Genomic DNA, 14,513 nt, shown 5'->3' on the forward strand with positions numbered 1-14,513 from the left:
TTCTATTTATATTGGCGATGATTGGAACGATTGGCGGTACGGACGAGCAATAAGGCGACCATCCATAAGACGACGATATAGACGACAGCCGGAACTTTGTTCATCGGTTCGACGAGCAAGATATAGTCGAACATCCCATGCAACAGCGTGGCCGCCATGACGGCGGTGAACAACCAAAACCGCTCGTGGTTGGAATGTTTGGCCCGGCCGAGACAAAACCCCATGACGACGGCGAACAGCGCGTGGCCGCTCACCGGCAGCACGGCGCGCCAGATCGCGATTTCGATTGAGTCGTACACCCATAAATATAGAAAATTCTCTAACGTGGCAAAGCCGAGTGAACAGGCGACCGCATAGAGAATCCCGTCGTAGTAATCATCAAAGACTTTATGTATGTATATTGTATAATAAATCATGAACCACTTAAAAAACTCTTCTAATAGCGCGGTGGCCACGAACGCCTTCCAAAACGGGCCCACGAGCACCCCTTCTTCCACGAACGCATACTGGACGAACATGATCGGAAAGACGAGAATGGCCCCGGCGACGAACGACCGGATCACATAGCCGAGCGGTTCCGCTTCTAGTTCATGCCGGAGATAGAAGTAGGAAAGAAGGGCGAACCCTGGCGCAACCGCAGACAAGGCGATTGCAATCATGATGCATCTCTCCTTTCTCACGTTAAGCATACACTGAAATAGAGGAAAGAAAAAGTAGGTCACGCCTAGAAATTGGAAGAAACGAACAAAAAAGTTGGAGGTCTGTTATGAATCATTTATTACTCATCCACACCGGCGGCACAATCGCCATGTCCCAATCGGGGTCGGGACATGTCATGCCGAGCGAGGTCAATCCAATTGATGCGACGTTGCCGAAAGCGACGGATATCGCCAACATCACGACGAAGCACTTTTCAAATATCCCGTCCCCGCATATGACGCCTGAAAAAATGCTCGATCTCGCCCAATTCATCAATCAACAGTTGACGCAAGATACATATGACGGGGTCGTCATCACCCACGGGACCGATACGCTCGAAGAGACGGCGTATTTCTTACAAATCACGCTCGGCGCCCCGGTTCCGATCGTCTTGACGGGGGCGATGCGCTCGTCGAACGAGGTCGGCTCCGACGGCGAATTCAATCTCATCACGGCGCTTCGGGTCGCCCAAAGTGATGTCGCGCGAGGCAAAGGCGTGCTCGTCGTCTTCAACGGTGAGATTCATTCCGCCTTCAACGTCACGAAGACGCATACGTCCTCGGTCGACACGTTCAAATCGGTCCACTTCGGAAACGTCGGCATGGTGACGAAAGACCATGTCCTCATCTATAGTCAGCCGACGACGAAGCAACCGAAGATGATTTCGACGATCACGAAACGGGTCGCGGTGCTGAAAGTCGTTGCCGGGATGGACCCAGATTTGATTGAGGCGGTACTCGCGCTCGGTTATGACGGGCTCGTCCTCGAGGTGCTCGGTCAAGGTAACGTCCCGCCGTCAATCGTTCCGGCGCTCGAACTGCTCGTCGAACGCATGCCGGTCGTCATCGTCAGCCGTTGCTTCAACGGGATCGTGCAAGACGTGTACGGCTACGTCGGCGGTGGCCAGCAGCTCAAAGAGATGGGCATCATCTTCTCGAACGGGTTGAACTCACAAAAAGCGAGACTGCGTCTCCTCGTCGAACTCGAGTCTGGGTCGTCGCAAGCGGTCATGGAGCACAGCTTTAGTTTCCAACAATGAGTTGGCGACTTGCCAACCGTTTCGTCCTTCCATACAATGAGGGATGAGGTGATTTCATTGAATAAACACGCTATCGTCGTCGGCGCCGGACCATGTGGGCTGTCGGCTGCGATTGAATTGAAACGCATCGGCATCTCGTGCACGATTATCGAGCGCGGCAATATCGTCGATGCCATCTATCGGTATCCGACCCATCAGACGTTCTTCTCGTCTGCTAGTTTGCTTGAAATCGGGGATATCCCGTTCATCTGTAAAGATTTGAAACCACGACGGCAAGACGCGCTCGTCTATTATCGGGAAGTCGTCAGCCGGACCGGGCTCGATGTCCATCCGTTCGAGACGGTCGAAGCGGTCGAGCGGACCGAGGACGGTTTCGTCGTTCGGTCCCGACACGACCGGGACGGTGCCAAAGAGCGTCAGGCCGACTACGTCATCTTGGCGACCGGCTACTACGGACGCCCTCGTCGACTTGACGTGCCTGGTGAAGAGCTTCCCCACGTCGCCCATTACTTCAAAGAGGCGCATCCGTTCTATCGGCAGCGCGTCACGGTCATCGGCGGGAAAAACTCCGCCGTCGACGCGGCCATCGAGCTCGAGAAGGCCGGCGCCCATGTCACGGTGCTCTATCGCGGGGACGGTTACAGTCCGTCCGTCAAACCGTGGGTACTGCCGACGTTCGACTCACTCGTCCGTCACGACAAGGTGCGACTCGAGCTCGAAGCGGAGATCGTTCGGATCGAACCGCATCATGTCGTCTATCGTCAGCATGGTGAAGAACATCGACTCGAGACCGACCACGTCCTCGCCATGACGGGCTACTTGCCCGACCATGGGCTGTTCGCCGATGCCGGGGTCCAAGTCGATGAAGAGACCGGTGTGCCGGCATTCGACGAGACGACTTACGAGACGAACGTCGACGGCTTGTTCATCGCCGGTGTCGTCGCTGCCGGAAACGATGCCAATAAGATTTTTATCGAGAACGGACGTTTCCATGGCCAAGCGATCGCCGAGACGCTTCGGGAGCGCAACGGTGTCACATTATAAATAAAGAGAGGGAGGACCTGGTTTCAGGTCTTCCCTCTCTTTTGTTATACCCAACCGCGGAAGCGCGACGCTTCTGCCATCTTGCGCACACCGACCATATAGGCGGCGAGACGCATGTCGACCTTACGCGCCGACGAGGTATTGTATACCGTATTGAACGAGTGGACAAGTACTTTCTCAAGCTTCTCTTCCACTTCCTCTTCCGTCCAATAGTAACCTTGATTGTTTTGAACCCATTCGAAGTATGAGACCGTCACCCCACCGCTCGAAGCGAGCACGTCTGGGACAAGCAGGATGCCACGTTCCGTCAAGATGCGGGTCGCTTCGTTCGTTGTCGGTCCGTTCGCGGCCTCGACGACGATGGACGCTTTGATGTTGTCGGCATTGTCCTCGGTGATTTGGTTCTCGATCGCGGCCGGGACCAAAATGTCGCAGTCGAGTTCGAGCATCTCTTTGTTCGAGATCGTGTTCTTGAACAAGGTCGAGATCGTCCCGAACGAGTCACGACGGTCGAGCAGGTACGGGATGTCGAGACCGTTCTCGTCATGGATGGCTCCGTACGCATCGCTGACGGCGATGACTTTCGCTCCGGCGTCATGCATGAACTTCGACAAGAAGCTACCAGCGTTGCCGAATCCTTGGACGACGACGCGGGCGCCTTTTAACTCGATCCCGCGACGAAGCGCCGCTTCTCGAATCATGATGGCGACACCTTTTGCCGTCGCCGTCTCGCGACCGTGCGAGCCACCGAGCACGAGCGGCTTCCCGGTAATGAATCCTGGTGAGTTGAATTCATCGATCCGGCTATACTCGTCCATCATCCATGCCATGATTTGCGAGTTCGTGAACACATCCGGTGCCGGGATGTCTTTCGTCGGTCCGACGATTTGACTGATGGCCCGAACGTAACCACGGCTCAACCGCTCAATTTCACGGAAACTCATCTCACGCGGATCACAAACGATTCCACCTTTACCGCCGCCATATGGAAGGTCGACGATGCCGGCTTTCAAGCTCATCCAGACCGACAACGCCTTCACTTCGACCTCGGTCACGCTCGGATGGAATCGGATTCCACCTTTCGTCGGTCCGACGGCATCGTTATGTTGCGCACGATATCCTGTGAAAATCTTGGTCGATCCATCATCCATCCGTACCGGGATGCGGACGGTCAACATCCGAAGCGGCTCTTTCAAGAGCTCGTACATCTCTTCTGGATACCCGAGTTTATCGAGCGCCTCGTGTATCACTTCTTGTGTCGATTCAAGGATGTTTTTTCGTTTTTGATGACCTTTTTCTTGATCCGTAATCATGAAGGTTTCCTCCCCTAAATTGTCGATTCTCCCCCAAGAATCAACCTCGTATTCGTTTAAAAGTATATCTGATACGCGCCCAATTTGAAAGGCTTTTACAAAAATAATGAAAGCGTTTTCTAAAACGAAAAAAGAAGGGGGTGCCCCTTCTTACTTTTCAAGTGCGAGTGCGATGAATCGCTCTAACAGTTCACCGTACGAGATGCCGACGGCGCGGGCGCTGTCCGGGAACAGGCTGAGCGGCGTCATGCCAGGCAGTGTGTTCGTCTCTAAAATATAGGCGAGCCCGTCTTCTGACACGAGGAAGTCTGAGCGGGAATATCCGCTGCAGCCGAGGGCACGGTGCGCTTGAATCGCGGCCGCCTGAACTTCTTCGGTCAACGAAGCCGGCAACTCGGCCGGACAGACGTGAATCGATCCACCTTCTGAATACTTCGACTCATAGTCATAAAACTCGTTTTTCGGGATAATCTCGATGACCGGGAGCGCGGCTTCGGCGCCATGGTTTCCGAGTACAGGTACCGTCAATTCACGGCCTTTAATATATTGTTCGACCAAGACGGCCGTATCGCAGGCGAACGCTTTGTCGATTCCTTCACGGAGCATCGTTTCGTCCATCGCGATCGTCAATCCGTTCGAAGACCCTTCTTGGGCCGGTTTGACGACACATGGGAATTCACCGCCCCACTCTACGATTTTCGCGTCGATATCGTCCCCTGTCTCGATGAGGACGTCACGGGCGATTCGGATGCCGGCAGCGGCGAAGATGATTTTCGCACGGGCTTTGTCCATCGCGAGCGCGGACGCCAACACACCAGACCCCGTGTACGGCAAGCCCGCCATCTCCAAGAGCGACTGCACGCGTCCGTCTTCACCGTACTTGCCATGCAAGGCGCTGACGACGACGTCGGCTTGAAGCGTCAACAGTTCATTGGCCCGGTCCGGGTGAAAATCAATCGCCACGACGTCGTGACCCCGTTCTTCGAGCGCTTCAATCATTCCTTTACCACTCGTGAGCGACACTTCCCGCTCACCTGATACACCACCATATAATACCGCGACTTTCATCAAATCTCTCCTTCAGCTAGCTACTCCAAAATTCAAGTTTTATCATACCATGTGTCGGCCGAAAACAATAGAAACAGAACGGTAAAAAGCCGTACTTACGCGAACGTATCGTACAGCTGTTTCACGGCCTGTTCAGTTTGAATCGTCTTCCCGTACTCCATCATGACGTACGGACTGACGGTCGTCGTCCGACCGTACTCCGACAAGATGGCGGCCAGTCGTTCTTCCACGTCTGGTTTGAGCACCTCGACAAAGTGCAGATAATATCGTCCCTCGTAATGATAGAACGCTCCGCCTTGCTCGGTGTCTCGCATATGTGGGAACAAGCGAATCGAGGCGTTGATGACGTCCTCGATATCGTCAAATTGATAAATCAAATGATGAATCACGTCGATGGTGAGCCGAATCTCGACTTGCTCTTGATCCGATTCCGCTACGGGTGCATCGACTTTTTGGACGTCGATGACGAGCCCGTCACGGGGAAACATCGTCACGTTCAAGTCGACGGTCCCTTGCGGCATGAAGCCAAATTCCGCTTCCGCCGTCTCAAGCAATTCCCGCCACAGGTCTTGACCGCTCTCCCCCACGATGGTATCGATGGCGATGCCTCGAGTGGATAGGTCGCTCGCAGTCAAATATACCCTTAAATGTTCTTTTGTTTGCTTTTCAAATCTCAAACGAAAACCTCCAAAGAATAATCAATCCTACTTTATAAGCTACTCCCGTTTGTTCGAGCTGTCAAATAGTTGACAACCACTCGGTCCACGCCTCGGGCGTGTCCCCGAGGAAGGCCGATCCGAATTCGGACGCTTGAAGGCTGACCGCGTAACCACCGGCCCCGATGACGAGGTTCGGGTGGTCGGCTTGGATGAACTGCATCGCGTCTTTCAGGCCATCGAGATGTTCTGTCAACGTACATGAGAAAATCAGACACTTGGCATCGATATCGTGCAACGCCTCGTTCAAATCCTCTTTCGGGAATCCCGCACCGAGGAAAATCACGTCATAACCGTATTGGCGCAAATAAAGCGTCACGAACAAGAGCCCGATTTCATGCATCTCGCCCGGGGCACAGACGCAAATGATGCGCGGCAAAAAGGGATTCATCGGCATTTGCAGCGACAACGTCGACAGGCGGGCACGCAAAAAGGCCGTCGCAAAATGTTCATGCGCAATCGTAATCGTCCCATTCTCCCAACGTGTCCCGATTTCCATCAATAACGGACCGATGATATCTGTGGTAACCTTTTCAAAACTAAACGTATTAAAGGCACGATTAATCAAATCGTGCGCCTTACGTTCATCAAATGAAAGTAACGCCTCGAGCAACCCGTCCATGAGCTCCTCGTCATAAAGGCGGGCAGGCTTCGGCTTCGGGGCTTCATGTAGCTGTTGAATCGCTTGGGATACGGTCAATCCTTCCCGTTGTTTTTCAACGACCCATTTTATCTTCTCGACGTCTTGGTCGGAATACAATCGATGACCCGAATCTGTCCGGCTCGGAACGATGAATTGATAGCGTCGTTCCCACGCCCGGATCGTGGTCGGGTTGACTCCGGTGAGTGACGCGACCGTCTTGATGGAGTACTTCGGCACAGCAGCCCCTCCTTTCCTACTAGTTCTTCTCTTTCAGTATAGACCCATCTGTACGGCTTTACCTGTTTTATTGTGCAAATCTTGTGAGAAATTGGTGAGATTGTGCATATTCACAACCTCGGGCATGAAATCATAAAAAAAATACGACGTTCTCGTCGTATTGTTTAGAAAAAGATGTCGTGACGACCTATATATAAAAATACAAGAATAATGGCAAACATCGTCAGTGTCAGCATCATGGCGAGCGGTCGCTTCAGCCAGTTGTCGTTCAATTTCTCTTTTCGCTCATGCTCTTGCCGTTCAGCGCGAGATGGCAACGTGTCCACCACTTTTTCACGAAGTGAGTCCGCTTGGTTCCGATGTCGCAACGTGTGCCCTCCTTTACCTTTTTTATCATTTTACTATGATATCAATCAAAGGAAAAGATACGAGCCAACCGATGTTTCCAATCTGTCACATTTTTAGACACAAGTTGCTCCGACGGCGGGAACACGATTTCGCCGCAGATGTCGCAACAATCGCTTTGCTTGACCGGTTGCTCCGAGAAATAATTTAACAAATAATCGCGCCGACACGTCTTGATGAGGGCATAGTCCATCATCTGTCCGAGTTGACGATACCGGGCCCGCTTTCTATCTTTTACCCAATCCACCGCCTCGGCAAGCGTCCGCTCGGCAAGCATCTGATTCAACAGTCCCCAAACCGGATCTTCCTCGTTCAAGCGCAATAAGCGTGGCAACTGGGCCAGGCTCGTGCCATTGTCTCGTTCAAAATAGGCGAGACGGATATCTTTGTCTTTCGGATATTGCTGGTCGATCAAAAACTGTTGAATCCGCTCATCCCCTTCGGCGTATAGCAAGACCGCGAAAGCCGGCTCGCCGTCACGCCCAGCCCGACCAATCTCTTGCATGTACGCCTCGAGCGTGGCCGGGATTTGATAATGAATGACGGAACGGACGTTATCTTTATTGACACCCATCCCGAACGCACTCGTACAAACCATGATGGCGACTTCGTCACGTAAAAATTGTGACTGTACAAGGCGCCGGTCCTCGGTCGACATGCCACCGTGATAAAACAAGGCGTCATCGAGATGGAGGGCGAGAGCTTCGGCCTCACGCCGTGTCGCTGTATAGATGACGGCCGGTTTCGGCACGTCGTGGACGAGTTCGCTCAGACGGCGCATCTTATCTTCTGACCCGAGACGTTCCACGATGAGGCGAATCTCGGGACGGTTCGCCGAGTGGACGAACTGCGCCGGCGAGAAGAGCGCCAGTTTCTCGACAATATCTCGTTTCACCGTCTCCGGTGCGGTCGCCGTGACAGCCATGCACTGCGGACTGCCGAGCTGCTTGCGCAGTTCACCTAGGCGCGCATACTCCGGGCGGAACTCATGGCCCCACTGCGAGATACAGTGCGCCTCGTCAACGACGAGCATTTGAATCTTTGTGCGCGCCAGCGCCCGTGTCACATGGGGCACGGCAAGTTGCTCCGGCGATAAATACAAGAAGCGGTACCGTTTCAAATGGTTTAAAATCTCTTGCTTCTCTTCGAGCGTCTCCATCGACGTCAATCGGGCAACCCCACGTTCGCCGCGCTCGCGGATATGGAGCATCTGGTCCTCGATCAGTGACAAGAGCGGCGAGACGATAATCGTCAAGCCGTCGTTCTTGATATAGGACGGGAGTTGGAACGTCAATGACTTCCCGGCCCCGGTCGGCATGATGGCGAGCACGTCTTGTCCATCGGCGACCGCATCGATCACCTCGCGCTGTCCCGGACGGAAACTGTCATAACCGAACACCCGCTTCAACGTCTTCTCAAACAAATGTCTCACCTCGTTTCAATCGTGCGAACACCAATCGGATTTGATAATAACTGATCCCGTCGATTTGTTCAAAAATCGGTTTGAGCGCCCAGCTCGATTCGTCACGCAGTTGCTCGACTTGCTTGATTTGCTCGAGCGGAACAAATTGATCGAGCGGAAATTCGTCTAAATACATCGCCATCTCGACGACGTGGTCTTCAATCGTACTAGTGCGCAACCGCCGCTGTGACTGGACTTGTTGGAACGATCGACCAGCCAAGAACTGTTCATACGACCCTCGCGCCGATAAGGTCATCCGTTCACTCGATAAGCCGTGGGCGAATCCTAACAGTTTCGCATCTCGCGGCAATTTCCAGAGGAGCGCATTCCACCCGGCCAAGAAGTAGAGCCGGGCCGTCCGTGCATCGACGTCGAGGAGGGCCGCGATTTGTTCATACGTATACCCGGTCTCGAACGCTCCCGTGAACCTATAAACGACGGCAGTCGCATAAGGGTCGCCGATGTCTTCAAGCGCCGTCTCGAGCTCGTGATGGAAACTTTGAATCAACGGTCGCCATTCGCGTTCGGTCCGCACGATTTGTTTGACCCAACGTTCGGCCAGACGATCGGCCTGGACCGGATAAAACGTCCGCTCATGCTCGAGCGACATGAACGTCTGCACGAACAGGCTGAGCCGTTTCCATGTCATCGTCGTATAGTCCCGGTACTCGCCGCCGAGACGGTCGAACAAGTCGCTGACGGCCTCGGGCGAAGCGAGCATGGACCCGGCTTCGGTCAAGGTAAAACTCGAGCGGTTGAGCCAACCTCGCTTCTCGAACGAGGCGAGCAGTTTCTCATAGTCGTACTTCGTGTAGGGGAACAAGCCAAAAATCGGTTCCAAATCATAAAAAAAGGCATCTTGCAGCGTCGTCGCCGATCGTTTCCCGTTCAACACATGAAACAAACTGCGCTCGCTACGTTCACCTTTCAAGCGTTGGATGGATAGTAATAACACCCCGTCCGCTAAATGAACCATCGTTCCACCTCCTTGTTAAAATTATGCTTCCAAAACGTTATTCGTTTCCTCATTGAAATATTTGGGTATGTAGACTACAATTACTCATAGTCAGTAGAAAATCATTTCTATGCAGAGAGACGAAACGTATGGAGGGTTACAAATGGCAAAATTTACGATTGTTGATAAAGATACATGTATCGCATGTGGGGCCTGCGGAGCAGCTGCCCCAGACATCTTCGACTATGATGACGAAGGCCTCGCGTTCAACTTGATGGACGACAACACGGGTACGATTGAAGTCCCGGATGAGTTGTATGAGGACTTGATGGACGCCTTCGAGGGCTGCCCGACCGACTCAATCAAAGTCGCAGACGAATCATTCGACGGCGACGCACTCAAGTACGAATAAGGGAGACATGTGTGCCATCTCGGCGCACATGTCTTTTTTTAACGTGTCGCTTTGCGGAAACCGGTCTCCCGCGCCTCTTTCTCTGTACAGAACATCTCTTCCGGGATCGTGCGCTCATAGCTCGCCCCGCCCGGAACGTGATAAATCTTCTCTCCGTCCCGATTGATATTCCCTTTAATGTCACATCCATCCGTGTCTCGTTTCGGCTGGGCCGGCTCGGTCGCCTCGTGGTCGAACCCGTTGCCGGTCACATAATCCTCGAGACTCCAAATCCCGAGCAATTCCTGACGCGCGGCCTGTTCGACGTCCCGGAACGCATCGATGTGTTGCGTGTTCGGCGCGTATACATAGGCGACGCGCGCCAGACCGCGACGTAACAATTCCTCGTTCAGCATCGCATCATCGTACCAGACGTAGGCGAGTGTCCGTTGATAGCGATCGTAGCGCCCGACGTCATACTCCAGTGTGATCGTATCCCCTTCTGGTAGCCAACGCTCGACGAATGATTTTGCATCTTCTCCGAACGGTTGTACCGGCAACGTCGGATGACTCGTCTCTGGCGTATCGACGAGCAAGAGGCGGATCGATTCCGTCGCCCCGTTCTCAAACTCGACTTTGAGCGTATCCCCGTCGATGACGCGGTCGAGCGTGACCGTCTCAGTCTTGCCGAGCGGCCGTGCGACTTGTTGCGTGACCGACGCCGACGGAAAGTCGGCCTCGAGTTCGACGAGCGACTCCGGCGGGTCGATTTGTTCAGCGAACCAGTCATCGACTGAGCAGCCTGCGAGCGAGATGCTCAGCACGACGGCAATCAGCAGTTGCCACCATTTTTTCAATTGTCTCACCTCTACACCAGTATAACAAAAAAGGTTGTTTGACTTAAGCGTCAAACAACCTTGGTGAAATGGACATTTGTCCTTTTGGTGATTAGCGTTTCCCTTTAATATATGGGATACCGACCGATTTCGGTGCATCCGCACGTCCGACGACACCCGCGAGGGCAAGAATCGTAAGCGCATACGGTGCAATCAAGAGCAACACTTGCGGCACGTTGCTGATGACCGGCAAGTTACTGCCGATGATCGACAACGCTTGGGCGAAACCGAAGAAGAGGCCGGCTCCGAGCGCGCCGAGCGGGTTCCACTTCCCGAAGATCATGGCGGCGATGGCCAAGAAGCCTTGACCGACAATCGTCGTCCCACTGAAGTTCGTCGTGACCGTGACGGCGTAGACCGCACCGGCGAGACCGCCGAACGCACCTGAGAGCATGACGCCCATGAAGCGCATTTTCGTGACGTTGATCCCCATCGTGTCAGCCGCCATCGGGTGTTCCCCGACCGAGCGGAGACGAAGGCCGAACGGCGTCTTGAAGATGACGAACCAGACGACGAACGCGAGCGCGATGGCGATGAACGACGTGTACTGGACGTTGATGAAGAACATACGAAGCACCGGGATATCCGATAAAATCGGCACGTTCTCTTTCGCAATCCGAAACTCGATGAAATCGGTCTGTCCTTTGTTGTAGAGGACACGGACGACGAAGATGGCGAGACCGATCGCAAGCATGTTGATCGCGACCCCGAGCACCGTTTGGTCAGCACGCCAAAGGATGGCCGGCACAGCCAAGAAGAGTGAGAAGAGTGCGCCGACGACCATCGCGACCAAGAGCGAGATCCAAGGACTGAGACCACCAAGCCCCATCTCCGTCAACGTGAGCGTCGTGATGATTCCCGTGGCGGCACCGATGACCATGATGCCTTCCAAGGCGATGTTGACGACACCCGAACGTTCACTGAAAATGCCGCCGAGCGCCGCGATGATGAGTGGAGTCGCATAGGCCAACGCGACCGGAACGACGATATAGAGGACTTCTAAGAAGCTCATTTTTTCTCCACTCCTTTCTTACGATTTCCTTTGAATTTGTCAATCACGTAGTTGAACGCATAACCAGACGCCACGAAGATGACGATGGCGGCGATGATGACTTTGACGAGCTCGGACGGAATGTTGGCGCCGAGCTGCATCGCGAGTCCACCGATATTGAGTCCGGCGAACAAGATGGCTGCCAAGACGACACCGATGGCCGTGTTCGCACCGAGAAGGGCGACGGCAATCCCATCGAATCCGACTCCAGTGAACGAAGCACTGAGCGTCATCCCGTTGAACGTACCAAGACCTTCCATCGCTCCAGCGAGTCCAGCGAACATACCCGAGATGACGAACGATAGGATGATGTTGCGATTGACACTCATCCCCGCGTATTGCGACGCGTGTTTGTTGAAACCGACGGCCCGAAGCTCATAGCCGAGCGTCGTCCGTTGCAAGATGTAGTAATAGACGATCGCCGCGAGCACAGCGATGAGGACACCCCAGTGCAATCGTGAGAACTGCGTCATTTCTTGAAGCCATGGCGACGCGAGCGACGCCGACTCGTTGATTGACTCGGTCCGTTCGTTTGTTACGCCGATGACGCTACGCAAGATCGCGTTCGTCGTGTACAAGGCGATATAGTTCATCATGATCGATGTGATAACTTCATGGACGTGGAACTTGGCTTTCAAGAAACCAGGGACGAACGCCCAGAGCGCTGCCGCCAACATGGCCGCGAGAAGCGCGAGCGGGAGGTGGATGAACATCGGTAAATCAAAGTTGATTCCGACGTAAACGGCTGCCACCCAACCGATTAACACTTGACCTTCGACCCCGATGTTGAAGAGACCGGTCCGGAACGCGAACGCGACCGCTAAACCTGAGAAGATGAGCGGCGCTGCGGCACGAAGTGTTTCTCCGATTGCATATGGGCTTCCGACCATACCTTCGAACAATGACGAGAACCCTTGAATCGGGTCATAGCCGCCAATTAGCATGACGATTGCCCCAACGAGAAGTCCCATCAAAATCGACAAGAGCGGGATGAGCAGTCGATTGAATCCTAACTTATTCATACTGTTTCTTCTCCTCTCTTACCGCCGGCCATCAAGAAGCCGAGTTCTTGCTCGGTCGTTTCTTTCGGATCACGAATCCCGACAATCTTACCTTCATATAAGACGGCGACTCGGTCCGCGACGTGTAAAATCTCTTCGAGTTCGAACGAGATTAAGAGGACGGCGCGTCCTTTCTCACGTTCTTTGATGAGCTGTTCATGAATGAACTCGATTGCACCGACGTCAAGTCCACGCGTCGGTTGGGCCGCAATCAACAAGTCAGGTGACCGGTCGACTTCACGGGCGATAATCGCTTTCTGTTGGTTACCACCTGATAAGGCACGGGCCGGCACATCGACCGATGGAGTTCGGACGTCAAACTTCTCAATCAACGCCTTCGCTTTTTCAGCCACAGCTTTATAGTTCATCAAACCACGCTTCGAGAACGGCTCTTTGTAATACGTTTGGAGGACCATGTTGTCCCGAATCGAATAGTCGAGGACGAGTCCGTGTTTATGACGGTCTTGCGGGATATGACCGACGCCAGATTCCGTCACTTTACGTGGCGTGAACCCAGTCACGTCTTTCCCATTCAACAATACTTTTCCAGACTCCGGTTTCTTCAAGCCTGAGATAGCTTCAATCAACTCGGTCTGTCCGTTTCCATCAATCCCGGCGATTCCAAGAATCTCTCCTGAACGAATCTGTAAATCCAAGCCGTCGACGGCTTCAAGCCCGCGACTGTCTTTGACGACGAGTTTTTGCACGTCGAGGACGACTTGCTGTGGATCTGCCTTGGAATATTCCGCATCAAAGTTAACTTCACGCCCGACCATCATTTCAGCCAAACGGTCTTCATTGACCGTCTCATCGATATCGACGGTGCCGATATAACGTCCGCGACGGATAACCGTACAGCGGTCGGCCACTTGCATGATCTCTTTCAGTTTATGCGTGATCAAGATGATCGATTTACCTTCTTCGATCAAACGCTTCATGATTTGAATGAGTTCTTGAATCTCTTGTGGCGTCAATACAGCGGTTGGCTCGTCGAAAATCAAGATTTCAGCGCCGCGATAGAGCGTCTTCAAAATTTCGACACGTTGTTGCATCCCGACCGAGATGTCCTCGATTTTAGCGTCCGGATCAATGCGGAGACCGTATTGTTCCGAGATCTCCATAACTTTTTTACGCGCCGTGGCCCGGTCGACCGTCAATCCACTCTTCGGCTCTGAGCCGAGGATGATGTTCTCGGTCACCGTGAACTTCTCGACGAGCATGAAGTGTTGGTGTACCATACCGATCCCAAGGTCGTTGGCGATGTTCGGATTCTCAATGTTCACTTTCTCCCCACGCACGCGGATCTCCCCGCCTTCCGGCTGATAAAGACCGAACAGGACGTTCATGAGCGTCGATTTTCCGGCACCATTCTCGCCGAGCAACGCATGAATCTCTCCTTTACGCAATTGGAGGGTGATATTGTCGTTGGCAACGAACGTTCCGAACTCTTTGCGAATATTGAGCATTTCAATTACATATTCCAAGAAAGTCCACCCCTAACTTTAAGTAAAGGGAGACCGCATGGGTCCCCCC

Annotated in this window: 15 protein-coding genes; 3 read left to right on the top strand and 12 right to left on the bottom strand. The window is 53.5% G+C overall.

What is annotated here, in order from left to right:
- Nucleotides 1-2: 2 nt before the first annotated feature.
- Nucleotides 3-659 carry a glutamic-type intramembrane protease PrsW gene (gene prsW / locus ACZ2GZ_RS08940; RefSeq protein WP_021067187.1) on the bottom strand — a complete coding sequence of 219 codons (657 nt, stop codon included), beginning with the start codon at nucleotides 657-659 and terminating at the stop codon, nucleotides 3-5.
- A gap of 107 nt (nucleotides 660-766) precedes the next feature.
- Between prsW and ACZ2GZ_RS08945 the strand changes: the two genes are divergently transcribed.
- Nucleotides 767-1,738, top strand: a complete 972-nt coding sequence (locus tag ACZ2GZ_RS08945) for an asparaginase (RefSeq protein ID WP_214713773.1) — start codon at nucleotides 767-769, stop codon at nucleotides 1,736-1,738.
- 36 nt (nucleotides 1,739-1,774) lie between these two features.
- On the top strand, nucleotides 1,775-2,782 hold the full coding sequence (locus ACZ2GZ_RS08950; RefSeq protein ID WP_214714073.1) for a YpdA family putative bacillithiol disulfide reductase: 1,008 nt from the start codon (nucleotides 1,775-1,777) through the stop codon (nucleotides 2,780-2,782).
- A gap of 44 nt (nucleotides 2,783-2,826) precedes the next feature.
- Here the strand turns inward: ACZ2GZ_RS08950 and ACZ2GZ_RS08955 are convergent, their stop codons facing one another.
- The 7 genes from ACZ2GZ_RS08955 to ACZ2GZ_RS08985 all read right to left on the bottom strand — a co-directional run bounded on the left by ACZ2GZ_RS08955 (nucleotide 2,827) and on the right by ACZ2GZ_RS08985 (nucleotide 9,602).
- Nucleotides 2,827-4,095 (bottom strand): Glu/Leu/Phe/Val family dehydrogenase, encoded by a 1,269-nt coding sequence (locus ACZ2GZ_RS08955; protein ID WP_021067184.1) that lies wholly within the window; start codon nucleotides 4,093-4,095, stop codon nucleotides 2,827-2,829.
- A gap of 150 nt (nucleotides 4,096-4,245) precedes the next feature.
- The gene (locus ACZ2GZ_RS08960) at nucleotides 4,246-5,163 is read right to left on the bottom strand and encodes a D-alanine--D-alanine ligase (RefSeq protein ID WP_021067183.1); all 918 of its coding nucleotides are present in this window, start codon (nucleotides 5,161-5,163) and stop codon (nucleotides 4,246-4,248) included.
- A gap of 95 nt (nucleotides 5,164-5,258) precedes the next feature.
- The gene (locus ACZ2GZ_RS08965) at nucleotides 5,259-5,840 is read right to left on the bottom strand and encodes an adaptor protein MecA (protein ID WP_021067182.1); all 582 of its coding nucleotides are present in this window, start codon (nucleotides 5,838-5,840) and stop codon (nucleotides 5,259-5,261) included.
- 61 nt (nucleotides 5,841-5,901) lie between these two features.
- A complete protein-coding gene (locus tag ACZ2GZ_RS08970) occupies nucleotides 5,902-6,759 on the bottom strand; it encodes a MerR family transcriptional regulator (RefSeq protein WP_021067181.1) in 858 nt (285 codons plus the stop codon).
- A gap of 164 nt (nucleotides 6,760-6,923) precedes the next feature.
- Nucleotides 6,924-7,127 carry a hypothetical protein gene (locus ACZ2GZ_RS08975; protein WP_021067180.1) on the bottom strand — a complete coding sequence of 68 codons (204 nt, stop codon included), beginning with the start codon at nucleotides 7,125-7,127 and terminating at the stop codon, nucleotides 6,924-6,926.
- A gap of 41 nt (nucleotides 7,128-7,168) precedes the next feature.
- Nucleotides 7,169-8,596, bottom strand: coding sequence for a RecQ family ATP-dependent DNA helicase (locus ACZ2GZ_RS08980; protein ID WP_029595674.1), 1,428 nt, complete (start codon nucleotides 8,594-8,596; stop codon nucleotides 7,169-7,171).
- Nucleotides 8,580-9,602 (bottom strand): YpbB family protein, encoded by a 1,023-nt coding sequence (locus ACZ2GZ_RS08985; RefSeq protein ID WP_021067178.1) that lies wholly within the window; start codon nucleotides 9,600-9,602, stop codon nucleotides 8,580-8,582. The genes ACZ2GZ_RS08980 and ACZ2GZ_RS08985 overlap by 17 nt, the downstream gene beginning before the upstream one ends.
- A 142-nt stretch (nucleotides 9,603-9,744) precedes the next feature.
- Here ACZ2GZ_RS08985 and ACZ2GZ_RS08990 point away from each other — a divergent pair, with 142 nt between their 5' ends.
- Nucleotides 9,745-9,993, top strand: a complete 249-nt coding sequence (locus ACZ2GZ_RS08990) for a ferredoxin (protein ID WP_021067177.1) — start codon at nucleotides 9,745-9,747, stop codon at nucleotides 9,991-9,993.
- 38 nt (nucleotides 9,994-10,031) lie between these two features.
- Here ACZ2GZ_RS08990 and ACZ2GZ_RS08995 read toward each other — a convergent pair whose 3' ends face one another.
- The 4 genes from ACZ2GZ_RS08995 to ACZ2GZ_RS09010 form a co-directional block, all read right to left on the bottom strand.
- Entirely contained in the window at nucleotides 10,032-10,838 is an 807-nt protein-coding gene (locus ACZ2GZ_RS08995) for a thermonuclease family protein (protein WP_214713775.1), read from the bottom strand.
- A gap of 82 nt (nucleotides 10,839-10,920) precedes the next feature.
- The gene (locus ACZ2GZ_RS09000; protein WP_021067175.1) at nucleotides 10,921-11,880 is read right to left on the bottom strand and encodes an ABC transporter permease; all 960 of its coding nucleotides are present in this window, start codon (nucleotides 11,878-11,880) and stop codon (nucleotides 10,921-10,923) included.
- A complete protein-coding gene (locus tag ACZ2GZ_RS09005) occupies nucleotides 11,877-12,941 on the bottom strand; it encodes an ABC transporter permease (RefSeq protein WP_214713777.1) in 1,065 nt (354 codons plus the stop codon). The genes ACZ2GZ_RS09000 and ACZ2GZ_RS09005 overlap by 4 nt, the downstream gene beginning before the upstream one ends.
- Nucleotides 12,938-14,464 carry an ABC transporter ATP-binding protein gene (locus tag ACZ2GZ_RS09010; RefSeq protein ID WP_021067173.1) on the bottom strand — a complete coding sequence of 509 codons (1,527 nt, stop codon included), beginning with the start codon at nucleotides 14,462-14,464 and terminating at the stop codon, nucleotides 12,938-12,940. The genes ACZ2GZ_RS09005 and ACZ2GZ_RS09010 overlap by 4 nt, the downstream gene beginning before the upstream one ends.
- Between the last annotated feature and the right edge of the window lie 49 nt (nucleotides 14,465-14,513).

Source organism: Exiguobacterium sp. KKT215, from assembly GCF_055635335.1.

Bases quoted from the DNA above. Each gene is read 5' to 3' on its own strand.
- prsW (WP_021067187.1), bottom strand. From the start codon at position 659: ATGATTGCAATCGCCTTGTCTGCGGTTGCGCCAGGGTTCGCCCTTCTT.
- ACZ2GZ_RS08945 (WP_214713773.1), top strand. From the start codon at position 767: ATGAATCATTTATTACTCATCCACACCGGCGGCACAATCGCCATGTCC.
- ACZ2GZ_RS08950 (WP_214714073.1), top strand. From the start codon at position 1,775: ATGAGGGATGAGGTGATTTCATTGAATAAACACGCTATCGTCGTCGGC.
- ACZ2GZ_RS08955 (WP_021067184.1), bottom strand. From the start codon at position 4,095: ATGATTACGGATCAAGAAAAAGGTCATCAAAAACGAAAAAACATCCTT.
- ACZ2GZ_RS08960 (WP_021067183.1), bottom strand. From the start codon at position 5,163: ATGAAAGTCGCGGTATTATATGGTGGTGTATCAGGTGAGCGGGAAGTG.
- ACZ2GZ_RS08985 (WP_021067178.1), bottom strand. From the start codon at position 9,602: ATGGTTCATTTAGCGGACGGGGTGTTATTACTATCCATCCAACGCTTG.
- ACZ2GZ_RS08990 (WP_021067177.1), top strand. From the start codon at position 9,745: ATGGCAAAATTTACGATTGTTGATAAAGATACATGTATCGCATGTGGG.
- ACZ2GZ_RS09000 (WP_021067175.1), bottom strand. From the start codon at position 11,880: ATGAGCTTCTTAGAAGTCCTCTATATCGTCGTTCCGGTCGCGTTGGCC.
- ACZ2GZ_RS09005 (WP_214713777.1), bottom strand. From the start codon at position 12,941: ATGAATAAGTTAGGATTCAATCGACTGCTCATCCCGCTCTTGTCGATT.